Annotated in this window: 22 protein-coding genes and 1 pseudogene; 16 read left to right on the forward strand and 7 right to left on the reverse strand. The window is 71.3% G+C overall.

The genetic code is table 11. The annotated features are described in order from the left end of the window. A pseudogene (locus ACFYRX_RS28720) lies at nt 1-617 on the forward strand (hydrolase); the annotation flags it as partial. A gap of 109 nt (nt 618-726) precedes the next feature. Here ACFYRX_RS28720 and ACFYRX_RS28725 read toward each other — a convergent pair. After that, nucleotides 727-1,278, reverse strand: a complete 552-nt coding sequence (locus ACFYRX_RS28725; protein WP_389105561.1) for a GNAT family N-acetyltransferase — start codon at nt 1,276-1,278, stop codon at nt 727-729. A 29-nt stretch (nt 1,279-1,307) separates the two neighbouring features. On the opposite strand from ACFYRX_RS28725, the gene ACFYRX_RS28730 reads away from it, so the two are divergent. Then, nucleotides 1,308-2,045, forward strand: coding sequence for a phosphotransferase family protein (locus ACFYRX_RS28730; protein WP_389105564.1), 738 nt, complete (start codon nt 1,308-1,310; stop codon nt 2,043-2,045). A gap of 87 nt (nt 2,046-2,132) precedes the next feature. Here the strand turns inward: ACFYRX_RS28730 and ACFYRX_RS28735 are convergent, their stop codons facing one another. Further along, on the reverse strand, nt 2,133-2,573 hold the full coding sequence (locus ACFYRX_RS28735; RefSeq protein WP_389105566.1) for an SPW repeat protein: 441 nt from the start codon (nt 2,571-2,573) through the stop codon (nt 2,133-2,135). 210 nt (nt 2,574-2,783) lie between these two features. Here ACFYRX_RS28735 and ACFYRX_RS28740 point away from each other — a divergent pair, with 210 nt between their 5' ends. Then, nucleotides 2,784-3,878: a MerR family transcriptional regulator gene (locus ACFYRX_RS28740; RefSeq protein WP_389105569.1), complete on the forward strand. Its 1,095-nt coding sequence runs from the start codon at nt 2,784-2,786 to the stop codon at nt 3,876-3,878. Here ACFYRX_RS28740 and ACFYRX_RS28745 read toward each other — a convergent pair. Next, the gene (locus tag ACFYRX_RS28745) at nt 3,853-5,226 is read right to left on the reverse strand and encodes a cryptochrome/photolyase family protein (RefSeq protein ID WP_389105572.1); all 1,374 of its coding nucleotides are present in this window, start codon (nt 5,224-5,226) and stop codon (nt 3,853-3,855) included. The genes ACFYRX_RS28740 and ACFYRX_RS28745 overlap by 26 nt on opposite strands. Nucleotides 5,227-5,352: 126 nt before the next feature. After that, a complete protein-coding gene (locus tag ACFYRX_RS28750; protein ID WP_389105574.1) occupies nt 5,353-6,879 on the reverse strand; it encodes an SDR family oxidoreductase in 1,527 nt (508 codons plus the stop codon). Nucleotides 6,880-7,045: 166 nt separating this feature from the next. Between ACFYRX_RS28750 and ACFYRX_RS28755 the strand changes: the two genes are divergently transcribed. The 8 genes from ACFYRX_RS28755 (at nt 7,046) to ACFYRX_RS28790 (ending at nt 13,891) form a co-directional block, all read left to right on the forward strand. Beyond that, on the forward strand, nt 7,046-7,234 hold the full coding sequence (locus ACFYRX_RS28755) for a hypothetical protein (protein WP_389105576.1): 189 nt from the start codon (nt 7,046-7,048) through the stop codon (nt 7,232-7,234). A gap of 225 nt (nt 7,235-7,459) precedes the next feature. After that, nucleotides 7,460-7,543: a putative leader peptide gene (locus ACFYRX_RS28760; RefSeq protein WP_389106261.1), complete on the forward strand. Its 84-nt coding sequence runs from the start codon at nt 7,460-7,462 to the stop codon at nt 7,541-7,543. Nucleotides 7,544-7,666: 123 nt separating this feature from the next. Next, entirely contained in the window at nt 7,667-8,785 is a 1,119-nt protein-coding gene (gene sfnG / locus ACFYRX_RS28765; protein WP_389105578.1) for a dimethylsulfone monooxygenase SfnG, read from the forward strand. Between the two features lie 26 nt (nt 8,786-8,811). Continuing rightward, on the forward strand, nt 8,812-10,029 hold the full coding sequence (locus ACFYRX_RS28770) for an acyl-CoA dehydrogenase family protein (RefSeq protein ID WP_389105581.1): 1,218 nt from the start codon (nt 8,812-8,814) through the stop codon (nt 10,027-10,029). 63 nt (nt 10,030-10,092) lie between these two features. Beyond that, entirely contained in the window at nt 10,093-10,647 is a 555-nt protein-coding gene (gene ssuE, locus ACFYRX_RS28775) for an NADPH-dependent FMN reductase (protein WP_389105583.1), read from the forward strand. Between the two features lie 20 nt (nt 10,648-10,667). Further along, nucleotides 10,668-11,873 carry an SfnB family sulfur acquisition oxidoreductase gene (locus ACFYRX_RS28780; protein ID WP_389105586.1) on the forward strand — a complete coding sequence of 402 codons (1,206 nt, stop codon included), beginning with the start codon at nt 10,668-10,670 and terminating at the stop codon, nt 11,871-11,873. A 13-nt stretch (nt 11,874-11,886) separates the two neighbouring features. Next, nucleotides 11,887-13,032, forward strand: coding sequence for an LLM class flavin-dependent oxidoreductase (locus ACFYRX_RS28785; protein ID WP_389105589.1), 1,146 nt, complete (start codon nt 11,887-11,889; stop codon nt 13,030-13,032). 37 nt (nt 13,033-13,069) lie between these two features. Beyond that, nucleotides 13,070-13,891: an alpha/beta fold hydrolase gene (locus tag ACFYRX_RS28790; protein WP_389105591.1), complete on the forward strand. Its 822-nt coding sequence runs from the start codon at nt 13,070-13,072 to the stop codon at nt 13,889-13,891. Here ACFYRX_RS28790 and ACFYRX_RS28795 read toward each other — a convergent pair. Further along, complete coding sequence (locus ACFYRX_RS28795; RefSeq protein WP_389105594.1) at nt 13,888-14,934, reverse strand: acyl-CoA dehydrogenase family protein; 1,047 nt, start codon at nt 14,932-14,934, stop codon at nt 13,888-13,890. The two genes, ACFYRX_RS28790 and ACFYRX_RS28795, sit on opposite strands and share 4 nt — an antisense overlap. Before the next feature lie 103 nt (nt 14,935-15,037). On the opposite strand from ACFYRX_RS28795, the gene ACFYRX_RS28800 reads away from it, so the two are divergent. From ACFYRX_RS28800 to ACFYRX_RS28810, 3 genes are all read left to right on the forward strand, one after another. Then, on the forward strand, nt 15,038-15,394 hold the full coding sequence (locus ACFYRX_RS28800) for a YciI family protein (RefSeq protein ID WP_389105597.1): 357 nt from the start codon (nt 15,038-15,040) through the stop codon (nt 15,392-15,394). Continuing rightward, nucleotides 15,394-16,569 carry an RNA polymerase sigma factor gene (locus ACFYRX_RS28805; protein WP_389105600.1) on the forward strand — a complete coding sequence of 392 codons (1,176 nt, stop codon included), beginning with the start codon at nt 15,394-15,396 and terminating at the stop codon, nt 16,567-16,569. The genes ACFYRX_RS28800 and ACFYRX_RS28805 overlap by 1 nt, the downstream gene beginning before the upstream one ends. 133 nt (nt 16,570-16,702) lie before the next feature. After that, on the forward strand, nt 16,703-18,025 hold the full coding sequence (locus ACFYRX_RS28810; protein ID WP_389105603.1) for an aldehyde dehydrogenase family protein: 1,323 nt from the start codon (nt 16,703-16,705) through the stop codon (nt 18,023-18,025). Here the strand turns inward: ACFYRX_RS28810 and ACFYRX_RS28815 are convergent. Further along, nucleotides 18,022-18,933 (reverse strand): amidohydrolase family protein, encoded by a 912-nt coding sequence (locus ACFYRX_RS28815; RefSeq protein WP_389105606.1) that lies wholly within the window; start codon nt 18,931-18,933, stop codon nt 18,022-18,024. The two genes, ACFYRX_RS28810 and ACFYRX_RS28815, sit on opposite strands and share 4 nt — an antisense overlap. A gap of 376 nt (nt 18,934-19,309) precedes the next feature. Between ACFYRX_RS28815 and ACFYRX_RS28820 the strand changes: the two genes are divergently transcribed. After that, the gene (locus ACFYRX_RS28820) at nt 19,310-20,038 is read left to right on the forward strand and encodes a tRNA-dependent cyclodipeptide synthase (protein WP_389105608.1); all 729 of its coding nucleotides are present in this window, start codon (nt 19,310-19,312) and stop codon (nt 20,036-20,038) included. Nucleotides 20,039-20,177: 139 nt separating this feature from the next. Next, nucleotides 20,178-21,062, forward strand: a complete 885-nt coding sequence (locus ACFYRX_RS28825) for an NAD(P)-dependent oxidoreductase (RefSeq protein WP_389105611.1) — start codon at nt 20,178-20,180, stop codon at nt 21,060-21,062. 102 nt (nt 21,063-21,164) lie between these two features. Here the strand turns inward: ACFYRX_RS28825 and ACFYRX_RS28830 are convergent, their stop codons facing one another. Next, on the reverse strand, nt 21,165-23,168 hold the full coding sequence (locus ACFYRX_RS28830; protein WP_389105614.1) for a non-reducing end alpha-L-arabinofuranosidase family hydrolase: 2,004 nt from the start codon (nt 23,166-23,168) through the stop codon (nt 21,165-21,167). Nucleotides 23,169-23,207: the final 39 nt, after the last annotated feature.

Here is a 23,207-nt window from a genome sequence, read left to right on the forward strand (position 1 = left end):
ACGGCACCGGCCAGTCCGGCAACACCCTCTACGACGGCTGGAACGACACCGGCGCCACCAACGCCGCCCTCGCCCTCAACGCCACCGAGTGGCTGGCCGGCGGGAGCAGCAGCGGCGGCGGAGGCGGCGGAGGCGGTTCCACCTGCACGGCCGCCCAACTCCTCGGCAACAACGGCTTCGAGTCCGGCAGTTCGACCTGGGCCGCGAGCAGCGGGGTGATCACCAACTCCAGCAGCGAGTCCGCGCGCACCGGCTCCTACTATGCCTGGCTCGACGGCTACGGCACCGCGACCACCGACACGTTGTCCCAGTCGGTGACCGTGCCGTCCGGGTGCACCACGGCCACGCTCAGCTTCTACCTGCACGTCGACACCGCCGAGACCACCACCAGCACCGCCTACGACACCCTCAAGGTGCAGGTCCTGAACAGCTCGGGCACGGTGCTCGGCACCCTGGCCACGTACTCGAACCTCAACGCGGCCTCCGGCTACACACAGCGCAGCTTCAGCCTGGCGGGCTACGCCGGGCAGACCGTCACCCTCAAGTTCACCGGCACGGAGGGCTCCACCCTCCAGACGTCGTTCGTCATCGACGACACGGCGCTGAACGTCAGCTGAACCGCGCCGGGACCCACCCGGTCCCGGGGCCGGTCACCGTGCGCCCGTCGGACACCACGCGCAGCGTGCCGGCGGGCGCACGCTCGTCCGGCACGCGTGCCTCGCGGTTTCAGACACGCAGGCGCCACGTCCGCAGGACTGCTTCCCGGTCCCGCGACCCCCTCCTGACCGGCGGCTCGTCCGTAAGCTCGAAGGCGCAGGACCGGGCGACCGCCTCGCTCGCCGCGTTGGCGGCGTCGATGCGGAGCAGCACACGCCTGGGCCGTATCTCCGCGACCGCGTACTCGGCGGCCAACCTCACGGCCCTCTTGGCCAGCCCCTGCCCCCGGTGGGCGGCGCCGACTCCGTAGGCGAGCTCCAGGTCCCGTTCGTCCGAACCGCTGCGGAACAACAGGACTTCGCCCAGGGGAACGAGCCCGTCCGCGGTGACGGCCAACTGGAGCTTGCGCCCCTCGGCCCGGCCTTGCCGCGCTCCGGCGAGATAGGCGCGCGCCGCGTCCGGGCCGAACGGCGAGGCCACCGGGGTCCAGCGGGCCATCTCCGGATCGTCGTAGAGCGCGACCAGGTCGGCGAGGTCGGTGTCCTCCCACTCGCGCAGCCGGACGCCGTAGCCTTCGAGGCCTACCGGCGGGACCAGGGTGAAGGTTCTGTTGGTGTCCATGGGTCGATCCTGCCCCGGGGAGGCGGCAAGTGGCGGAGAGGGTGCTCGGCGGCGGCGCGGTCAACGAAGTCGTCCGGATCGGGGAGACCGTGCGGCGCACACCCTCGAAGCGGTCGGCCTTCGTGGGGCATCTGCTCGCGCTCCTGGAGGGCGACGGGCGGCAGATCGCGCCCCGCTTCCTCGGTACGGACGAACAGGGCCGGGAGGTCTTCCGCCACATCGCGGGGCGGGCCGCCGTGACCGCGCGCGAGCGCGCCGCCGTCCGTACCGACGACGCTCTCGCGGAGGTCGCCCGACTCGTCCGCGCCTTCCACGACCTGACGCACGGGACGCCGCTCGCCGGTGACCAGGACGTCGTGTGCCACAACGACCTCGCGCCGAAGAACACCGTGTACACGGTGGAGAACGATGTGTGGCGGCCCGTGGCGTTGATCGACTGGGACCTGGCCGCCCCGGGTCGGCGGGTCCACGACATCGCCCATGTCTGCTGGCAGTACCTCGACCTGGGACCCGGCGTCACCGACGTACGGGAGACCGCCCACCGCATCCGGCTGGTCTGTGACGCCTACGGTTTCGACGGGCGCGAGGAACTGCTGGACACGGTGCTGTGGTGGCAGGACCGGTGCTGGAGGGGGATCGAGGCCGGGGCGCTGCGCGGGGAACCGGCCATGATCGGCCTGCGTGAGCAGGGGGTCGTCGAGGAGGTGCGGGCCGCGCGGGCCTGGGTCGCCGCCCGGCGGCACGAGCTGGGTGCCTTCCTGGACTGACCGGCCCGCTGTGCTGTCCGACGAGCGCGCGTGGAGGCCGGTCCGCGCAGGGCGGGCCGGCCTCCACGTCTCCTGTCGAGAGGGTTCCTACGGCTTGGGGACGCTCTTCGCCGCCGTGACGGTGCACATCATCCCGAGGACCAGCGCGAGGGCGCCGATGATGATGTTGTTCAGTGCCACACCGGCGTCGGGGCTCTCACCGACGACCCAGGGGGCGATGATCATCCAGATGCCGACCGCGCAGAAGGCCCAGCTGAGGCCGTACATGCGCTCGGGGGTCTGGGTGAACCCGAGGGCCAGCAGGCCGATCGCTATGCCCACGATGAGGTTGTGGGTCACGAGGGCGGGCTGGCTGGTCGTGTAGTGGAGTATCCAGGGGGATACGGCGCAGTACAGACCGAGCAGGAACACCGGTCCGTCCACGAGCGCCACATCGCGACCGCCGAGCATGCGGGCGTAGCGTTCCCGCATTTCTGAAGCATCAGGGTGGCTGGTGATGTCACCTCTGGTGGGCGAGACGTTGGCCATGATTCGTCTCCTTCGACTACAGGCCTGACCGCGTCTGGTGCGGTTTGCGGTTAGCGCCGCCTGTGTACAGTGTGCGCTTATTTTCCCTTTATGTGTAGCGGAGGCAGTGCCCTGGGTCCGTGCCGGGCGGAGCGTGTGGTGTGCCGCCCTCGTTCGAGCCCCGGGACATGGTCATCAACTCGCATCGGTTCTGCGTCGTACAGTCGAGCCATGCCTGACGATCCGGACGGTGAGGACAGGGAGGCCCGGCCGGAGAGGGCCTCCCGGGGTCTCGCGGCGAGCCTCACCACCGGGTCCCTGGCCCGTCGGCTCGGGGTGTCGCCCACCACGCTGCGCTCCTGGGACCGCCGCTACGGCATCGGCCCCGCCGTCCGCGCCGACGGCAGGCACCGCAGGTGGACCCCGCGGGACGTCGCCGTACTGGAGACGATGTGCCGGCTCACGTCGGCGGGCGTGCCGCCCGCCGAGGCCGCACGGGCGGCGAAGGACTCCGCGTCCCCGGCACCGCCGAGGGCACCGGAACCGGCGCCCCACGCACGGTCACGGGCGGCCGGCACCCTCCCTCTGGGCGATGTGCGCCAGGAGTGCCGCGGGCTCGCCCGCGCCGCCGTACGCCTCGACGCGCCCGCCGTGGAGGAGCAGTTGGCCACGGCCGTCGACACCCACGGTCTCATCGTCGCCTGGCAGGAGGTGATGGTACCCACGCTGCACGCGGTGGGCCGCAAGTGGGCCTCGTCCGGGGACCGTTACGTCGAGGTCGAGCACCTGCTGTCCTGGCACATCTCCACCACACTGCGCCGCCGTACCCGCCCGCCGGCCCGGCACGGTGACGCGCTGGGCCCGGGGCCGCTGTTGCTGGCGTGCGTCCCGGGCGAGCAGCACACGCTGCCGCTGGAGGCGCTCAACGCCGGCCTGGGCGAACTGCGCCTGCCCACCAGGATGTTCGGGGCCGCCGTACCCGCCGAAGCGCTGACCGCCGCGGTGGACCGGCTCGGCCCGGCGGCCGTCGTCCTGTGGGCCCAGGCCCGCTCCTCGGCGAACCTGCCGCTGGCCCGGCACGTCGCCGGAGCCCAATGGGGCGTGAAGGGAGCGCGCCGGAGCCCCTTGGTCATGCTGGGCGGACCCGGCTGGCTCGGCCACTCCGGCCAGGGCATGTTGCGGCCGACGGTCCTCAGGGACGCCCTGGACACTCTGGCCGGTCTGTACGCCGCCGAGCCTGTCCAGCCGTCCGGGCAGCCCGCGTCACGCGCGGGTCCCTCGTCCAAGGACCCGGCCGGCCTCAGTCGCGACCACGGGCCCGCCTGAAACGGGCGAGACCGTCGGACAGTTCCACGATCGGGTCCGGGTAGTCGACGGCGGCGCGGTCCAGCCCCCGCAGCTTCCACGGCTCGTGCACCGCGGCACCCTCCAGCGCGGCCAGCTCGGGCACCCAGCGGCGGACGTAGGCACCGTCGGGGTCGTACCGCTTGCCCTGGGTGACCGGGTTGAGGACCCGGTTGGGCCTGCTGTCGGTGCCGGTGCCCGCCATCCACTGCCAGTTGAGCTGGTTGTTGGCGACGTCGCCGTCGACCAGCAGGCCCAGGAAGTGCCGGGCGCCCACGCGCCAGTCCACGTACAGCGTCTTGGCGAGGAAACTCGCCGTCAGCAGGCGGCCACGGTTGTGCATCCAGCCCTCGTGCCGCAGTTGACGCATCGCCGCGTCGACGACCGGGTAGCCGGTGCGGCCCTCCCGCCACGCCTCGACATCCTCGTGCGCGGCCCGCTCGGAGCGCCAACTGTCGTGCTGGGTGCGGTAGTCGGCGTCGGCCACGGCGGGGCGGGCCGCCAGCACCTGCCGGTGGAAGTCACGCCAGGCGAGCTGCCGTACGAAGGCCTCGGCACCCGGACCGCCCGACCGGCGGGCGCGGTGGACCAGTTCGACGGGGGAGAGGGTGCCGAAATGCAGGTGCGGGGAGAGCCGGGAGGTCGCGTCGCCGGCCAGGTCGTCGTGGCCGTCCTCGTACCCGGACACACCGCCGCGCAGCCAGGCCGCCAGCCGCCGTCGGCCCTCCCCCTCGCCACCCTCGGCGAGTCCCGCCGAGAGTCCGGACAGGCTGGTGCGGGACGGCAGCGGCTCGGACCCGACGTCGTCGGGGACCCGCAGGGTCCGGGGTGCCCCGAGCGGCTCCCGCACCCGCTCCTGCGACCAGCGCCGAAAGTAGGGCGTGAAGACGGCGAAGTGGTCCGAGGAGGCCGGGACCACCGCACCCGGAGCGACAGCCGTGGTCACCGTGTCGTGCACGTGCAGCCGTACGCCCTCGGCCTCCAGGGCCCGCCGCAGCCGCTCCTCCCGCCGGTGCGCGTGGGCGCTGACGTCGGACGCCATGTGGACCTCGTCGGCGTCGGCCTCGGCGGCGACCTTGCACACCTGGTCGACGAGGTCGCCGTGGCGCACCACCAGGCGGCCGCCCCGCTCGCGCAGACCGGCGTCGAGATCGCGCAGGCAGTCGGCGAGGAACGCCAGCCGGTTCGGTACGGCGAACCCGGCGACGTCCACGGCCCGGTCCCGCACGAACAGCGGGACGACCTCCTCGGTGCCGTCGAGAGCCGCGGTGAGCGGCGGATGATCGTGCAGGCGCAGGTCGCAGGTGAACAGGACGACCGAGATGCTCATGACGCGTACTCCGTGCAGTGGGGCGGATCCGTCGGAGATCCGCTTGATCCGGTGGTGATCGGTTTCCCGTCGAACCGAAGGGCAGCTCGTGGGGCGGGCCGACGGATGGGCTGAGGGGCGGGAGGCTCAGGCGGCCGGAGCGCGACCCGGTGCGCAGGCGGCCTTACTCGCCGCGGCCCGCGCGATGTTGCGGGCCATACCGCCGAACACGATCGCGTGGAAGGGGGAGACGCTCCACCAGTAGGCCTGGCCGAGCAGACCGCGTGGATGGAACAGGGCACGCTGCCGGTAGCGGGTGCGGCCGTCCGCGCCGGTGCTCACCCGCATCTCCAGCCAGGCCAGGCCCGGCAGGCGCATCTCGGCCCGCAGCCGCAGCAGTCGGCCGGGCTCGATCTCCTCGACCCGCCAGAAGTCCAGCGAGTCGCCGACCCGCAGATGCGCGGCGTCCCGGCGCCCCCTGCGCAGTCCGACCCCGCCCGCCAGCCGGTCAAGACATCCCCGTACCGCCCACGCGAGCGGGAAGGAGTACCAGCCGTTGTCACCGCCGATGCCCTCGATGACCCGCCACAGTGCCCCGGGCGGAGCATCGACCGCCAGCTCCCGCTGGTCGTCGTAGAGACTTCCGCCCGCCCAGCCGGGGTCGGTGGGCAGGGGGTCGCTCGGGGCGCCGGGCACCGACGCCGACGACCACCGGGTGCTGACCCGCGCCTCCCGCACCCTTCGCAGAGCCAGTCGTACGGCGTCGTCGAAACCGGTCGGACCAGCGGGCGGGCCGGCGACGTAGCGGGAGATGTCGTGCTCGTGGCAGACCACCTCGTGGCGCAGCGACTCGGTGAGCGGCCGTGCGAGGGACGCGGGCACCGGCGTCACCAGTCCCACCCAGTGGCTGGAGAGCCCGGGGGTGAGGAAGGGCAGAGAAAGGACGACCCGGCGCGGCAGGCCGGCGACCGTCGCGTACCTGAGCATCATCTGCCGGTACGTCAGCACGTCCGGTCCGCCGACGTCGAAGGTCCGGCTGATGTGCGACGGCATCCGCGCACTGCCGACGAGGGCCCCGAGCACGTCGCGGACGGCCACGGGCTGGATGCGGGTGCGCACCCAGCTCGGCGTGACCATCACCGGAAGGCGCTCGGTCAGGTAGCGCAGCATCTCGAAGGAGGCCGATCCCGAGCCGATGACGACGGCCGCCCGAAGGACGGTGGCCGGCACTCCTGAGTCGAGCAGAATGCGGGCCACCTCGGCGCGTGAGCGCAGATGCGGGGAGAGCCCGTCCTCGGGCACGCCCGCGGGGGTGAGTCCGCTGAGGTGGACGATCCGCCGCACGCCCGCGGCCCGGGCCTGCTCGGCGAAGATCCGCGCGGCCCTGCGGTCGGTTTCCTCGAAGTCCTTTCCGGAGCTCATCGAGTGCACCAGGTAGTACGCCACGTCGACGCCCTCCAGGGCACGGGCGACGGACCCGGCGTCGGTCACGTCGCCGCCCAGCACCTCGGCATGGTTGGCCCAGGGGTGGTCGCGCAGCCGGTCGGGGGAGCGGGCCAGACAGCGCACCCGGTGTCCCGCGACGAGGAGCTCGGGGACGAGCCGTCCGCCGATGTATCCCGTGGCACCGGTCACCAGGCAGTGCAGTCCCTCTCGCGTGTCGTCACGCTCCATCGGCCCTCGGTCCCTCGTCTCGGTTCCCCCTGCCGATCACTTCCGTCCGGTGGTCCGGTTCGGATGCGCCGAGCGGTCGACAGGCGAAAGAGCGAGGGCGGGAACATGGTCACGCTCATCGCGGGAAGCCGCACTGATACGAGAGAACGGTTCGAGTCGCAGATCGATGCTGGAGGTGTCGGCCACTATGGGCGCGAAGGTGTTGGAGCGGTTTCCAGCGGGAGCTCCTCGCGGATCATGGCCGGCGGAGGAGTACGCGGCGGAGCGCCGCGCCAAGGGTGAGCCCGCGACCGTGGTGATGGATCTGAACGCGGACGCGTTCCTCGTGGTCGTCCCCGGGCGCGACGAGGACTGAACGACCGGACGAACGGCCTCGGCCGGGCGCACGCACACCGCGGGCGGCCGGCCGTGGTGTGTGTGCGTGTTCCGCACTTCTCGTTCAAGGCGGGATCGAATGCGGGCCTGTTCACGGCCCGTTCGAATTTTTCTCTGCCACCGTTCGTGAAATCAACGGTCCGCGATACGAGATCGACCGGGATTTCCTTGACGCCTCTCACCGACGGCTGTCACGATCGATGCCATGAACACGCGACTGGACCTCACGCGGCGACGCCATGTCGACCTCGCGCGCGTCTCCAGCGCCTCCTGTTGCTCTGCGGCCTGATCAACCCACTGCGATCCGCCGCGTTTTCTTCTTTCTCCGCCTGAATTCAATGGGCCCGCGCGTCCCTTGACCGCAGCCTCTGAATTCGGCGTGCTCGAAAACATTCCGCAACAGGAGTTCCGCATGCCCGCGCCCGTGAAATTCGCCTACTGGGTCCCCAACGTCAGCGGAGGACTCGTCACCAGCAGGATCGAGCAGCGTACCGACTGGGGGTACGACTACAACCGGGAACTCGCCGTCCTCGCCGAGAACAACGGCTTCGAGTACGCCCTCAGCCAGGTCCGCTACATGGCCAGCTACGGCGCCGAGTTCCAGCACGAGTCGACCAGCTTCAGCCTCGCCCTGCTGCTCGCCACCGAGCGGCTGAAGGTGATCGCCGCTGTCCACCCCGGTCTGTGGCATCCCGGCGTCCTTGCCAAGCTCGGCGCCACCGCCGACCACCTGTCCAAGGGCCGCTTCGCCGTGAACGTCGTGTCGGGGTGGTTCAAGGGCGAGTTCACCGCCCTCGGCGAGCCCTGGCTGGAGCACGACGAGCGGTACCGCCGCTCCGAGGAGTTCATCACCGCCCTGCGCAGCATCTGGACCGAGGACCACGCCGAACTCGCCGGTGACTTCTACCGGTTGCGTGACTTCTCCCTCAAGCCCAAGCCGCTCAACACCGCGGAGCGGCCGCACCCGGAGATCTTCCAGGGCGGCAACTCCAGCGCCGCCCGCGCCATGGCCGGCCGGGTCTCCGACTGGTACTTCTCCAACGGCAAGGACTTCGACGGGGTCGTCGAGCAGCTCGACGACGTCCGCAAGTCAGCGGCCGAAGTCGGGCGCACCGCACCGAAGTTCGGCCTCAACGGCTTCCTCATCGCCCGGGACACCGAGGCCGAGGCCCGCGAGACCCTCCGGGAGATCGTCGCCAAGGCCGACCACGAGGCCATCGAGGGCTTCGGCGCCGCCGTGAAGCAGGCCGGACAGTCCACCGGCGACAAGAAGGGCATGTGGCAGGACTCCACCTTCGAGGACCTCGTCCAGTACAACGACGGCTTCCGCACCGGCCTGATCGGCACACCCGAGCAGATCGCCGAGCGCATCGTGGCGTACCGCAAGCTCGGCGTCGACCTGCTCCTCCTCGGCTTCCTGCACTACCACGAGGAGGTCGAGTACTTCGGCAGCCGGGTGCTGCCGCTCGTACGTGAACTGGAGGCCCAACTCCCGGACACGGCGCCCGAGTCCGTATCCGCCCACGCCTGATCCCGGCTGCGAGAGAGGTCAACCGCATGAGCACCGTCACGCCCACCGACTGGCAGACCCGCCCCGCCCCGGAAACCGCCCAGGACTGGATCGCCCGCGCCGCCGAGGCCGCCGCCGTCCTCGCCACCGACGCCGCCGAGCGCGACCGCGCCGGCGCCACCCCCTACGCCGAGGTCCAGCTCCTCAAGGACGCCGGCCTCGTCACCCTGCTCGGGCCCAGGGAGCACGGCGGCGCAGGCCAGGACTGGCCCACCGCCTACCGGGTCATCCGCGAGATCTCCAAGGCCGACGGCTCCGTCGGCCAGCTCCTCGGCTACCACTACCTGTGGTTCTGGGCCGCCCGCCTGGTCGGCACCCGGGAACAGTGGGAGCACGTGGAGGCGGAGGCCAGCCGCAACCGCTGGTTCTTCGGCGGCGCGGTCAACCCGCGCGACAAGGACGTCGTCGTGACCGAGGACGGCGACGACCTCGTCTACACCGGCCGCAAGACCTTCTCCACCGGCAGCAAGGTCTCCGACGTCACCGTTCTCGAAGGCGTGCTGGAAGGCACCGACCAGCATGTCTTCGCCATCGTCCCCTCCGACTCCGAGGGCCTGACCTTCCACGACGACTGGGACAACATCGGCCAGCGCCTCACCGAGAGCGGCGGCGTCACCCTGGACGGCGTCCGCACACCGTGGTCCTCCGCCGCGGGCTATGTCGACAAGGTGTTCCAGCCGCGCGTCTACAACACCCTCAACGTCCCCACCATCCAGCTGGTCTTCGTCAACTTCTACCTGGGCATCGCGGGCGGCGCTCTGGAGACCGCCGCCACCTACACCCGCGAGAAGTCCCGCTCCTGGCTGCACGGTGGCTTCGAGCGCGCAGTCGACGAGCCGTACGTCATCGACGTCTACGGCGATCTCACCGCCAAGCTCTGGGCGGTCGAGGCCCTCGCCGACGCCGTCGCCGCCGAGGGGCAGAAACTCCACGACGACCCCGACGCGGTCACCGAGAAGACGCGCGGCGACTTCGAGGTCCGGGTGGCCGCGGTCAAGGCCCGCGCCACCGACGTGTCCCTGGAGATCTCGAACCGGATCTTCGAGGTCACCGGCGCCCGCTCCACGGCCACCTCCGAGGGCCTGGACCGGTTCTGGCGCAATGTCCGGACCCACACGCTCCACGACCCCGTCGCGTACAAGCGGCGCGAGGTCGGCCGCTGGGTTCTGGAGGGCGAACTGCCCGAACCCACCTGGTACTCCTGACCGCTCCCCCAGGGGTGCCCCTTCCTGAACAGGGGGCACCCCGCCTCCCCGAAAGAGGACCGCATGGCCACCGTCCTGTCCGTCTCCGGCAGCCCCTCCGCCTCCTCCCGCACCAATCGACTGCTGCGTCACCTCGACGGACGTCTGACCGCACAGGGCCACGAGGTGATCCCGCTCGACGTCCGCACCATCCCCGCGGAGGCCCTGCTCGGCGCCGACTTCAGGCACCCGGCGATCGTCGAGGCGACCGAACTGTTCGCACGCGCCGACGGGGTCGTCGTCGGAACCCCCGTCTACAAGGCGTCGTACTCAGGAGTCCTCAAGGCCCTCCTCGACCTGCTCCCGCAGTACGCCCTCACCGGCAAGACCGTGCTGCCCCTGGCCACCGGCGGCTCCACCGCCCACGTCCTGGCCATCGACTACGCGCTGCGTCCGGTGCTCAGCTCCATGGGCGCGGCCCATATCGTGCAGGGCTGGTTCACCCTCGACAAGGACATCACCGTGCGGGAGGACGGCTCGCTGACCGTCGCGCCGGCCGCGACGGAGGCGCTCACCCAGGTGGTGGACCAGTTCTCGACCGCGCTGGGCCGGCTGCCGGTGCTGGCGGCGGCGAGCTGAGCGCCGTGACCACGCACGCGATGGCGACCACGAGGGGGCCTGCGCCCGCCCATGTGATCGCCGACGATGCGGAGGCCCTCGCGGTCGCCGCGTCCCTGGCGGCGGAGTTCCGCACGGGAGCTGCCGTCAGGGACGCCGAACGCAGGCTGCCCCGCGCGGAGTTGGACCGTCTCTCGGCCTCCGGGCTGCTCGCCGTCACCGTCCCCGCCGAGCACGGAGGGGCGGACGTGAGCGCGTCGACCTTGGCCGAGGTCTTCCGGCTGCTCGCCTCCGCCGACGGAAGCCTCTCCCAGATCCCGCAGAGCCACTTCGCCTACGTGAACGTGATCCGCCGTCAGGGCACCGACGAGCAGCGGAAGTTCTTCTTCGCGGAGCTGCTCGCCGGCCGTCGCCTCGGCAACGCGCAGTCCGAGGCCGGCACCAAGCACGTCCAGGACATCCGCACCCGCCTGCACCCGCGGCCGGACGGCTCGTACCGTCTGGACGGCGTCAAGCACTACTCCACCGGCGCCCTGTTCGCCGACTGGATCCCGGTACTGGCCCGCGCGGACGACGACAAGCTGCACGTCGCCTACGTGCCCAGCAACGCCCCCGGTCTCACGGTGATCGACGACTGGGACGGACTCGGCCAGCGGACGACGGCCAGCGGCACCGTCCGCCTCGAAGGCGTCGAGGTCCCGGCCGACCGCGTGCTGCCCCACCACCTCACCTTCGAGGGACCGCAACTCCACGGAGCGGTCGCCCAGTTGCTGCACGCCGCGATCGACGCCGGAATCGCCCAGGGAGCGCTCGCGGAGGCGGCCGAGTTCGTCCGGACGAAGAGCCGGCCTTGGTTCGAGAGCGGCGTCGAGGCGGCTGCCGAGGACCCCCTGCTGATCCAGCGCTTCGGCGAACTCGCCCTCCAGGTACGGGCGTCCGAAGCGCTGCTGCGGGAGGCCGCCCGCGCGGTGGAGGCGGCCCAGGCCGATCTCACCGACGACTCCGCGGCCGAGGCCTCCATCGCCGTGGCCGCCGCCAAGGTGCAGGCGGCCCAGGCGTCCGTGGAGGTGGCGAGCGCGCTCTTCGAGGTGTCCGGCACCCGATCGGCGCTCAACTCCCTGAACCTGCACCGGCATTGGCGTGACGCCCGCACCCACACCCTGCACGATCCGACCCGCTGGAAGATCCAGCACATCGGCCGGTACGTGCTCAACGGAACCCGGCCGCCCCGGCACGGCCTGCTCTGATCGGAGACCCCACGTGTCCCTCACTTTCCACTGGTTCCTGCCCACCAACGGCGACAGCCGCCACGTCGTCGGTGGCGGCCACGGCACGCCCGCCACCGTCTCCGGACGGGACCGGCCGCCGACGGTCGCCTACCTGAGCCAGATCGGCCGCGCGGCCGAGGACCTGGGCTTCGTCGGGGCGCTCACACCCACCGGTGCCTGGTGCGAGGACGCGTGGCTGACCACCGCGATGGTCAGCCAGAACACCGAGCGCCTGAAGTTCCTGGTCGCCTTCCGGCCCGGTTCCGTCTCGCCGACCCTCGCCGCACAGATGGCGTCCACCTTCCAGCGCCAGTCCGGAGGGCGGCTGCTGCTCAACGTGGTCACCGGTGGGGAGAGCCACGAGCAGCGGGCCTACGGGGACTTCCTCGACAAGGACGCCCGCTACCGCCGTACCGGAGAATTCCTGGAAATCGTACGGGGGTTGTGGGAGGGCAAGACCGTCGACCTGCACGGTGAGCACCTCCACGTCGAGGACGCGAAGCTCGCCCGGGTGCCCGACCCGGTGCCCGAGGTGTACTTCGGCGGGTCCTCACCGATCGCCGGGGAGATCGCCGCCAAGTACGTCGACGTCTACCTCACCTGGGGCGAGCCGCCCGCGCAGGTCGCCGAGAAGATCGCCCGGATCCGGGCGCTCGCGGCGAAGCAGGGCCGCACCCTGCGCTTCGGGATCCGTCTGCACGTCATCACCCGCGACACCTCCGAGCAGGCCTGGGCGGAGGCGGACCGGCTGCTCAAGGGCTTCGACCCGGAGACCGTCAGGTCGGTGCAGGCGGGACTGGCCCGCAGCGAGTCCGAGGGGCAGCAGCGGATGCTCGCCCTGCACGGCGGCGGCGACCGCGCCGGACTGGAGATCTACCCCAACCTCTGGGCCGGCATCGGCCTGGTGCGCGGCGGTGCGGGCACCGCGCTGGTCGGCAGCCACGACGAGGTCGCCGAGCGGATCAAGGAGTACCACGCCCTCGGCATCGACGAGTTCGTGCTCTCCGGCTACCCGCACCTGGAGGAGGCCTACTGGTTCGGAGAGGGTGTCCTGCCGCGACTGGCGGGGCAGGGGCTGTGGCAGCACCCCTTCGATGCGCGCCCCGCGCCCTCGGCACAGGTGCCGTTCGCGAGCTGAGCGGTCCGGCGGGGGGGTGCCGAGAGGAGACCGTCACGTGAGTGAATGGCCGTTGACCAGGAGTTTCCGGAGCAGTTCCGGTGATGTCCGATGGGAGACCTTCGGAGAACCGGGCCGGGACCCGGTCGTCCTCCTCCACGGCACTCCCTTCTCCTCCTATGTGTGGCGTGCCGTCGCCCGCGCCCTCGCCCGTCACCACCAGGTGTTCGTGTGGGACATGCCGGGCTACGGCTCCTCGGAGATGTCGGCGGGCCAGGACGTCTCCCTGGCGGCCCAGAGCACGGTGTTCACCGAACTCCTCGCGCACTGGGGCCTGGACGAACCCCGGGTCGTGGCCCACGACTTCGGCGGGGCGGTGTCCCTGCGGGCCCATCTGCTGCACGGGGCCTGCTACCGCTCGCTCGCCCTCGTCGACCCGGTCGCGCTGGCTCCCTGGGGATCACCGTTCTTCCGGCTCGTCGGCGCGCACTCCGACGTCTTCGACCAGTTGCCGTCCGCCCTGCACCGGGCGCTTGTCCGCGAGTATGTGAGCTCCGCCAGCAGCCCCGGCCTGCACCCGGCGGTGCTCGACCGGCTCGTCGAACCCTGGCTCGGCGAGCCCGGCCAGGCGGCCTTCTACCGCCAGATCGCCCAGGCCGACCAGCGCCACACCGACGAGGTCCAGGACCGGTACGGCGAGATCGCGATCCCGGTCCTGGTGTGCTGGGGCGAGGACGACAACTGGATCCCCGTCGCCAAGGGACACGAACTCGTCGCCCGTATCCCGGACGCCCGTCTCGAACTCATCCCCGGCGCCGGCCACCTCGTCCAGGAGGACGCCCCCGCGGAACTCCTGGCCGCCCTCCTCGACGGGCCCTAGCCCTCGGCGAGGGCGTCCAGATGTGCGCGCCGCACTTCGTTCGTCTGCCCCTGCACGAGGAGGAACATCCCCTCGCGGAACAGCCGTTGGGCCGTACCTGCGAGATCCATGGCCCGGCCGCCCTCCGCCACCACAGCCGCGGTCGTCGCGGCGCGCATGAGGTCGTACGACCGGGCCTTGAGTGCCAGCCGTTCGTCGACGTGTTCATGCGGGACGGGGTGCTCGGCGAGGTCGTAGGCCTGGCGCCGGACCTCGTCCAGGTGGCACCGCAGGGCCGCCGAAGTCCTCGGCTCCCCGGCCTCCTCCACGACTGCGAGCGCCGCGTACGCCACGCCGAAGACGGCGGGGGAGGCGTTGGTGGCGCGGGGCCGGTCGACCAGAGCGAACTTCTCCTGCGGGGTGCGCAGTACCACCGACTCCTCGGGCAGCCACAGCCCGTCCAGTTCCAGGGACACCGTCCGGGCCGCGGAGAGCGCCGCGAGCCGCATCGGCGGCGAGGCGCGCAGCCCCGGCTGTTCGCGAGCCTCGGCGAACGCGAACACCACCTCGTCCGCCTCGGTCACCCCGGCCAGCAGCATCACGTCGTTCAGCCCCCAGCCGGTGTACCAGGGCACCCTCCCGTCGAAGCGAACGCCGCCCCGCTCGGCCGTCACCCGCACCGGCACCCGGGGAAACGCGCGGACGTGCGCGTACGCGATGCCCGCCAGGAGCTCGCCGGACGACAGCGGCCCGAGCAGTCGCTCCCGCACCGGCAGCCCGGTCTGGGTGAGCAGCCTGACCGGCGAGTGGTGCTGGGTCTGAACGAACCACGTCGAACAGCAGGCCCCGGCCAGGATCTCCTGGACCTCCCGGGCCACCGCGTCGGGGGCGCCGGCACCGCCGTACTCCTTCGGCGCGCTCACGCCGAGCAGCCCCGACCGCTTGACCGCCTCGATGTGACTCGCGGGCACGCCCTCCTGGTCGACCCGGGCCGCGTGCGGGGCGAGGAGGCCGTCGGCGAGGGCGCGGGCGGTGACGAGAAGCGGGTGCGCTGCGGTGGTCATGGAAAAGATTCTCCCGATGCCGTCGCGCGCGGTGTCGATCCGGGGGTGAGCCGTTCGTGTAGGAGGTGAGAGAAGCTCACATCGAGTGTCCGAGGAGACCGTCATGCAGCACTACCTGCTCAACGTCATGCAGCCCGGCTGGGACGAACTGCCCGCCCCCGAGGTGCTGGCCGGGATCGGCGAGCGGCTCGACGCCTTCCACCAGGAGCTGCGCGAGGCCGGCGCCTGGGTCTTCGCCGGCGGACTGCACGGCCCCGACTCCTCGACCGTGCTGCGGCCCCGCGACGGCGACGTACTGATCACCGACGGCCCGTACGCGGAGGGCAAGGAACAGCTCGGCGGCCTGTGCATCGTGAAGGCGCCCGACCTGGACGCGGCCCTGGAGTGGGGGCGCAAGGCGGCCCTGGCGACCACGCTGCCCGTCGAGGTCCGCCCCTTCCAGCACGCGGCCGAGGACTGATGCACCCTGACGTGGAGGCCGTCTTCCGCGAGGAGTACGGTCGCGCGGTCGCCGTCCTCGTCCGCTTCCTGGGCGACATCGACCTCGCCGAGGAAGCGGTCCAGGACGCCTTCACCGAGGCCGTCCGGCGCTGGCCGCAGACCGGCGTACCGCCCGGCCCGGCCGGGTGGATCATCACCACCGCCCGCAACCGGGCGATCGACCGGCTGCGCCGCGAGTCCACCAGAGAGGCCCGCCACGCCGAGGCCGCCCTCCTGTACGCTCCCGACGCACCGCCCGAGGAGGGCCCCGTGCGCGACGAACGGCTCCGCCTCGTCTTCACCTGCTGCCACCCCGCGCTCGCGCCCCAGGCCCAGGTCGCCCTCACCCTGCGACTGCTCGGCGGGCTCACCACGGCACAGATCGCCCGCGCCTTCCTGGTCCCCGAACCGACCATGGCGCAGCGCTTGGTCCGTGCCAAGGCCAAGATCCGCAACGCCCGCATCCCCTACCGCGTCCCCCGCGACGCCGACCTTCCCGACCGGCTGCGGGGCGTCCTCGCCGTCGTCTACCTGATCTTCAACGAGGGGTACGGCGGCACACCCGAGCTGTGCGCGGAGGCCGTACGCCTGGGCCGTCTGCTGACCGGCCTGATGCCGGACGAACCCGAGGCCACCGGGCTCCTCGCGCTGATGCTGCTCATCGAGTCCCGCCGGGCCGCCCGCACCGACGACAGCGGTGACCTCGTCCCGCTGTCGGAGCAGGACCCGGACCGCTGGGACCGGCAGCTCATCGCCGAGGGGCAGGCACTCGTACGGCGGTGTCTGCGCCGGAACCGGCCGGGGCCGTACCAGATCCAGGCCGCCATCCAGGCCGTGCACAGCGACGCGCCGACCGACTGGATCCAGGTCCTTCGGCTGTACGACCAGCTCATGGCCGTGGCTCCCAGCCCTGTCGTCGCCCTCAACCGCGCGGTCGCCGTGGCCGAGACCGACGGACCGGCGCGGGCTCTGGCCCTGGTGGACGCGCTGGAGCTCGACGGATACCACGTCCTGCACGCCGTCCGGGCCGACCTGCTGCGCCGGCTCGGCCGCGACACGGAGGCCGCACGGGCCTACGAAAAGGCCGCCGGACTCGCCGAGAACCCCGCGGAACGCGCCTATCTCCGACGCCGACGCGGGTCGCTCGCGGTGTGAGCGCTCTGCTGCCTTCGTGTGACGGAAAGTAGTGCCGTCCGGCGCGGAATTGTTTCGGCACCCAAAAGGTTGGTATATACATCTGACAGTCGACATCCAGGCCGCAAGGCCCGCGCACCCCCAGCGAGGCACCGTGAACCAGCCCCTTTCCGAGCAGCCCGCCGACATCGTGGCCCGGCTGCGCGCCACCTTCCGCACCGGCCGCACCAAGCCCGTCGAGTGGCGTACGGCCCAGCTGCGCCGGATGCGCGAGATGCTCACGGAGAAGGGCACGGAACTGGCCGCCGCCCTCCACACCGACATGGGCAAGAGCTCCACCGAGGCCTTCCGTACCGAGATCGACTTCGTGATCCGCGAGGTCGACCACACCCTCGACCACCTCACCGACTGGCTGCGCCCCGAATCCGCCCCCGTCCCCGCGCACCTCGGCACCGACGCCACCGCCTGGACGCAGTACGACCCGCTGGGTGTCGTCCTCGTCATCGCCCCGTGGAACTACCCGGCCCAGCTGCTGCTCGCCCCCATGGCCGGCGCCCTCGCCTCGGGCAACGCGGTGGTCGTCAAGCCCAGTGAGATGGCCCCGGCCACCTCCGCCGCGCTGGCCCGGCTGCTGCCCGCGTACCTGGACACCGACGCCGTCGCGGTCGTCGAGGGCGGCATCCCGGAGACCACGGCCCTGCTGGCCGAGCGCTTCGACCACATCTTCTACACCGGCAACGGCGCTGTCGGCCGTATCGTCCTGCGCGCCGCAGCCGAGCACCTCACGCCGGTCACCCTCGAACTGGGCGGCAAGTCCCCGGCGTTCGTCGACCGCGACGCCGACCTCACCGTCGTCGCGGACCGGCTCGCCCGCGGGAAGTTCCTCAACGCCGGCCAGACCTGCGTCGCCCCCGACTACGTCCTGACCGACCCGGACACCGCCTCCGCCCTGGAGCCGCTGCTCGCGAGTGCTGTCGAAAAGGTGTTCGGCAGCGACCCCGCGGACTCCGGCGAGTACGGCCGCATCATCAACGAGCGGCACTTCGACCGCCTCGCCGGTCTGCTCGACTCGGGACGCACGGTCGTGGGCGGCAAGAGCGACCGTACGACCAAGTACATCGCGCCCACCGTCCTCGCCGACGTGGCGCCCGAGGCGCCGGTCATGCAGGAGGAGATCTTCGGCCCGATCCTGCCGATCGTCACCGTCCCCGGTCTCGACGAGGCCATCGACTTCATCAACGACCGGGACAAGCCCCTCGCGCTGTACGTCTTCACCGACTCCGACACGACCCGGAGCCGCATCGCCGACGAGACCTCCTCCGGCGGCCTCGGCTACGGCCTGCCCCTCGCCCATCTCACCGTCTCCGACCTGCCGTTCGGCGGGGTCGGGGAGAGCGGCATGGGCAACTACCACGGCCGGTACTCCATCGAGACCTTCAGCCACCGCAAGGCGATCCTGGAGAAGCCGCTCGTCTAGGACGCAGGTCTGCCGAACAGGTCCGCCGCGTTGTCGTGGCACACGGCCCGCAGCCACTCCTGGCCCAGCTCCAGCCTTTCCAGGGCCTGGAGCTGGTGCAGGTACGGGTAGGGGATGTTGGGGAAGTCGGAGCCGAGCAGGATGCGGTCGCCGAGTGCGGCGAGGCGGGGCAGGGCCCGGGCCGGGTACGGCATGAACGCCTCGGTGAAGTCGGTGAACGCCATCGTCGTGTCCAGCCGCACCTCGTCGAACCGTTCGGCGAGGTCGAGGAACTCCTCGTACTCGGACATGCCCATGTGCGCGACGATCAGCCGCAGCCTCGGGTGCCGCGCCAGGATTTGCGCGACGGGCCCGGGGCCGGTGTGCTTGCCGGGCGCGGGCCCGGAGCCGCAGTGGATCACCACGGGGATTCCGGCCTCGGCGAGCACCCCCCACGCCTCCTGGAGGAGTTCGTCGGCCGGGTCGTACCCGCCCACCTGGACGTGGGCCTTGAACACGCGCGCGCCCGCTTCGACGGCCTCGCGGACGTAGGCCGCGACATCCGGCTCGGGGTAGAGCGTGGCGGTGTGCAGACAGTCGGGGGTGCGGCGGGCGAAGTCGGCCGCCCATCCGTTCAGCCATCGGGCCATGCCGGGTTTGTGCGGGTACAGCATCGCGGTGAAGGCCCGAACGCCGAACGCCCGCAGTACGGCCGTTCTCTCCGCCTCGTCCTTCCGGTACGTGATCGGCCATCCCGCCCCGCCGACCAGCGGCCCTGCGGCGTCGAAGTACTCCCACACCTTGTGCAGGACACGCTCGGGCATGAAGTGGGTGTGGACGTCGATCAGACCCGGAAGCCCGAGGCCCTCCCAGAAACGCCGGACCTCACCGGCCTCCTCGCCGACGGATGCAATGCCGTGATCATTCATGCCGCCCACCATCCGCCCCGGACAGGGGATGAAGCGACCCGTTCCGAAGAGACGCGCTGAGGGATCCGTCACAGCGAAGGGGGCCGCGCATCTGCGGCGTTGTCGTCACTCCCCCCACTCTCGACTTCGCTCGAGCGGGAGGGGCCCCCATCGCTCCGCGTCGACTCCCTCCTCCGCCTTGCAGCTGGACGCTCCCCCACGCTCGGCTTCGCTCGCGCGGGGGGACCCCCATGGCCCCGCTCACCTGCGCTGACACGGCGCCGTTCCTTGGAGTCGGCCTGATCCGCCGGACAGGCCCTAGTCTCGACGTCGAGAGCAGCGCGCCGCACCGATCGTGCGGAGAGACGGGGGACCGCACCGGATGCACGACTGGGCCATGCCGACGCCATCGGCACCTTCGCTCGTGGCCTACCGGGGGGACGGCTTCGTCGCCACTCCCTTCTCCGAGCATTGCGCCGGCCTCGTCGAAGCCGGACACCACGTGTTCCTGGGGATCAGCCCCGGCAACGGGTACTTCTCCGAGGACCGGCTCGTCGCACTGCTGCGCTGGGCCGCCGCCCGCTTCACCCGTGTCGAGCTGGCCCACCCCGACGCCGACACCGTCGCCTGCACCTACCTCGGCCGCGGATACGAACCCCGGCACGCCCGGGCCCGCGCCCACCGGGACGTACGCCAGACGGCCAACCGCATCTCCCGGGCGGTGGCGACCGCACGGATGGACCCGGACCGGCTGCGGGTCGCGCAGTTCTCGGACTTCTACGACGTCCCCGCCTACCGTGCCGCCCGTGAACGCGTCACCCGCGCGCACCAGGAGCAGCCGGCGTTCCACGCCACCTGCACCCGTATGGTCACCGGTGTCCTGCGCACCACGATGCCCGCCGACTGGACCCCGACCGACGGCCAACTGGCCGCGGGCGCGGAGTACTTGGACAGTGAACTCCCGTTCCTCCTCGACACCCCGGCCATCCTCGGCGTACCGGCCTCCCTCTTCGCCTACCGCGCCACCCCGGCCGTCGCGGGCTTCCTCTACGGCCCGGACGCGCTGTTTCCGGCGGCGGACACGCAGGGATTCGTCACGGTGGAGCCGCTCCTGGCCGCGCCGTGAGTCCGGCAGCCGGGGGAGTGGGCTCCACCGTGCGGGGCAGCCACGTGAAAGAGGGATGTGGCCCGACGGGCGGTCCGGGCCGCATCCGGCAAGATCGACGCCTGACAGTACTTCCGCACCCCCGCAGAGAGTTGACGTCATGACCGACAAGCTCACCGTGAGCGTCCTGGGCACCGGCATCATGGGCGCCGCGATGGCCCGCAACCTGGTCCGCGCCGGGCACACCGTCCGCGCCTGGAACCGCAGCGCCGCCAAGGCGCAACCGCTGGCCGCGGACGGTGTGGAGATCGCCGACAGCCCCGCCGAGGCCGTGCGGGGCGCCGACGTCGTTCTGACCATCCTCTACGACGGGCCCGCTGCCCTGGACGTCATGCGACAGGCCGCCGACGCGCTGAGTCCGGGCACCGCGTGGGTGCAGTCGACCACCGCCGGCATCGAGGCGATCGCCGACCTGGCGGCCTTCGCCCGCACACACGAACTGGTCTTCTTCGACGCGCCCGTTCTGGGCACCCGCCAGCCGGCCGAGGCCGGTCAGCTGCTGGTCCTCGCGGCCGGACCGGTCCACGGCCGTGACGCCGTGGCCCCCGTCTTCGACGCGGTCGGCGCGCGTACGGTGTGGACGGGCGAGGACGGCGGGGAGGGCAGCGCGACCCGGCTGAAGTTGGTCGCCAACAGCTGGGTCCTGTCGGTGACCAACGCGGCCGGGGAGATGCTCGCCCTGGCGAAGGCCCTCGGCGTCGACCCGCAGAGTTTCTTCGACGCCATCGACGGCGGCCCGCTCGACATGGGCTACCTGCGGGCGAAGTCGGCCATGGTCCTCGACGACCGGCTGTCACCGGCCCAGTTCGCGGTCTCCACCGCCGCCAAGGACGCCCGGCTGATCGTCGAGGCCGGTGAGCGCGGCGGCGTCCGCCTGGACGTGGCCGCGGCGAGCGCCGAACGCTTCGAGCGTGCCGCCGCCCAGGGCCACGGCGACGAGGACATGGCCGCGGCCTACTTCGCGAGCTTCGACGAGAACGCCTGACCGGGACCGGAACACCGGACGCCGAGGAGGAACCTCGTGTCCGAGCCCCGCTGAAGGGGGGCCGGGGCGAGGGCGCGAACGGCACCCTCGCCCCGGAGCCTGTCAGCAGGTTGAGTCGGTCTGGGTGAGGAGCCCCAGGCGCCACGGCAGGCTGTTGTAGTCGCCGCCCGCGTTCGGATCCTTGCCCTGGTACAGGTACTGGAGTTTGCAGGCGGGGATCGTCAGCGTCTGGTCGTACCCGGCGCGGATCATCTCGCCGTGACTGATGTCCTTCGTCCAACTGCCCGCGGGGAAGGTGACGTTGTTCGCCCGGGCGAACGGATTGCCCTCCGTCGCGGCCAACTGGGCCCACGAACCGGCGAGGCTGCCGGATGTCCAGGAGCGGAACCAGCGCCGCCCGTCGGACCCGATCGCCTCCACCAGCAGCAGATACTGGTTGCTTCCCTGCACCTTGTACACGTTGGCGGCTTCGAACAGCGCGTACTTGTTGGAGTCCTGGGCCGCGATGACCGTGTTGGTGAACCCGTTCGGGAACTGCGCCCGGGTCGTCTGCGACCGGTACAGGTGTCCGTTGTCGTCGGACGAGAACAGATAGCAGTCGGCGCTGTCGCAGATGACCCACATGTCGACCCAGTAACCGCCGCCGATGTTCTGCTTGATGACGTCCGGCATGGCCGAGTAGAAGGTGCGGGGCGCGCTCCACCCGTCGGGGTTGGAGATGTCGCTGTTCGTGGAGAACGAGGCGTTGCCGGTCTGGTAGACGAGGTACCAGGTGTTCTGCGGGGCGAAGTAGAACACCTGTGGCGCCGCCCGGTACCCGGCTCCTATGGCGCTGCGGTCCAGGTAGTGGTGCGTGGCCGAAGCCGCCTGCGACCAGTCGGTGAAGCTCAGGTACACCAGGTTGTAGCCGGCCGAGCTCGCGACGCTCGCGAACACGTGGTACTTGCCGTTGTAGTAGACGACCGACGGATCCTTCAGCCCGGCGATGGTGTGTGTCGAGTCCGACTTCGGTGACATCAGCACACCGCTGGAACTCCAGCGGTAACTGCCGGGCAGAGCGGCCGCGTCACTGGCGACGGCGGGCGTGCCGCCCATCGCCGTCAGCGTCGCGTTGTACGCCGCCTTCTTGTTGCCGTTCGCGTCGAACAGCAACGGAGTCACCGAGGCCCGCCAGGAGTCGCTGTCGCGGATGCCCCACACCGTGATGCCGGTGCAGCGCGAGACGTTCAGACATGCCCGGACCGTGTTCGCGTACGCCGTCGCGGGAGCCTGCGCGATGTCCAGCTCGGTGATCTGCACGTCCACGCCGAGCGCCGCGAAGTTCGACAGCGTGGTCTGGAAACTCGAGGGCGGTCCGCCGCTGCCGAAGTGCGCCTGGAATCCCACACAGTCGATGGGCACGCCCCGGGCTTTGAAGTCCTGGACCATGCGGTAGACGCCCTGGGTCTTCGCCGCACTCCAGTCCTCGATGTTGTAGTCGTTGTAACAGAGCTTGGCCGCCGGGTCGGCCGACCGCGCGGTCCGGAAGGCCTGCTCGATGTATCCGTTGCCCAGCACGTTCTGGAACACCGTGGCCCGGCGCCCGCCGCCGCTGCCGTCGGCGAAGGCCTCGTTGACCACGTCCCAGGCGTAGATCCTGCCCTTGTAGTGGTTCATCACCTGGGTGATGTGGTTGTTCATCACGCTGCCGAGCGTGGCCGAGTCGGTGATCGAGCCGACCCAGCCGGGCAGTTGGGAGTGCCAGACGAGGGTGTGGCCGCGCAGCCGCTGGCCGTGCGCCGACGCGTGGCTCGCGATCTGGTCGGCGGGACCGTAATTGAACGAGCCGCGGGACGGCTCGACGGTGTCCCACTTCATCTCGTTCTCGGGTGTGACCGAGTTGAACTCGCGGTCCAGGATGGCCGCGTACGTCGAGTTGCCCAGCTTTCCGGCGGCGACCGCGGCTCCGAAGTACCGCCCGGACTGGGCCGCCTGGGCGCCCAGGGTGGAGGCTTTGACGGTCGGGTCGGGAACGGTGGCGGCGGTACCGGTGGCGACCAGCGCGGTGGCGGCCACCAGCGCTGAGAGAGCGGCACGGGGCCGCCGTATACGCGTGAGAAGGTGCATGACTCTCCTCGTACGGTGGGGGGGCGGGAGCATCACAGA

This window comes from Streptomyces sp. NPDC005374 (genome assembly GCF_042872225.1).
Lineage (GTDB): Bacteria > Actinomycetota > Actinomycetes > Streptomycetales > Streptomycetaceae > Streptomyces.

Bases quoted from the DNA above. Each gene is read 5' to 3' on its own strand.
- ACFYRX_RS28725 (WP_389105561.1), bottom strand. From the start codon at position 1,278: ATGGACACCAACAGAACCTTCACCCTGGTCCCGCCGGTAGGCCTCGAA.
- ACFYRX_RS28735 (WP_389105566.1), bottom strand. From the start codon at position 2,573: ATGGCCAACGTCTCGCCCACCAGAGGTGACATCACCAGCCACCCTGAT.
- ACFYRX_RS28740 (WP_389105569.1), top strand. From the start codon at position 2,784: ATGCCTGACGATCCGGACGGTGAGGACAGGGAGGCCCGGCCGGAGAGG.
- ACFYRX_RS28745 (WP_389105572.1), bottom strand. From the start codon at position 5,226: ATGAGCATCTCGGTCGTCCTGTTCACCTGCGACCTGCGCCTGCACGAT.
- ACFYRX_RS28750 (WP_389105574.1), bottom strand. From the start codon at position 6,879: ATGGAGCGTGACGACACGCGAGAGGGACTGCACTGCCTGGTGACCGGT.
- ACFYRX_RS28755 (WP_389105576.1), top strand. From the start codon at position 7,046: ATGCTGGAGGTGTCGGCCACTATGGGCGCGAAGGTGTTGGAGCGGTTT.
- ACFYRX_RS28760 (WP_389106261.1), top strand. From the start codon at position 7,460: ATGAACACGCGACTGGACCTCACGCGGCGACGCCATGTCGACCTCGCG.
- sfnG (WP_389105578.1), top strand. From the start codon at position 7,667: ATGCCCGCGCCCGTGAAATTCGCCTACTGGGTCCCCAACGTCAGCGGA.
- ACFYRX_RS28770 (WP_389105581.1), top strand. From the start codon at position 8,812: ATGAGCACCGTCACGCCCACCGACTGGCAGACCCGCCCCGCCCCGGAA.
- ssuE (WP_389105583.1), top strand. From the start codon at position 10,093: ATGGCCACCGTCCTGTCCGTCTCCGGCAGCCCCTCCGCCTCCTCCCGC.
- ACFYRX_RS28780 (WP_389105586.1), top strand. From the start codon at position 10,668: ATGGCGACCACGAGGGGGCCTGCGCCCGCCCATGTGATCGCCGACGAT.
- ACFYRX_RS28795 (WP_389105594.1), bottom strand. From the start codon at position 14,934: ATGACCACCGCAGCGCACCCGCTTCTCGTCACCGCCCGCGCCCTCGCC.
- ACFYRX_RS28800 (WP_389105597.1), top strand. From the start codon at position 15,038: ATGCAGCACTACCTGCTCAACGTCATGCAGCCCGGCTGGGACGAACTG.
- ACFYRX_RS28805 (WP_389105600.1), top strand. From the start codon at position 15,394: ATGCACCCTGACGTGGAGGCCGTCTTCCGCGAGGAGTACGGTCGCGCG.
- ACFYRX_RS28815 (WP_389105606.1), bottom strand. From the start codon at position 18,933: ATGAATGATCACGGCATTGCATCCGTCGGCGAGGAGGCCGGTGAGGTC.
- ACFYRX_RS28820 (WP_389105608.1), top strand. From the start codon at position 19,310: ATGCCGACGCCATCGGCACCTTCGCTCGTGGCCTACCGGGGGGACGGC.
- ACFYRX_RS28825 (WP_389105611.1), top strand. From the start codon at position 20,178: ATGACCGACAAGCTCACCGTGAGCGTCCTGGGCACCGGCATCATGGGC.
- ACFYRX_RS28830 (WP_389105614.1), bottom strand. From the start codon at position 23,168: ATGCACCTTCTCACGCGTATACGGCGGCCCCGTGCCGCTCTCTCAGCG.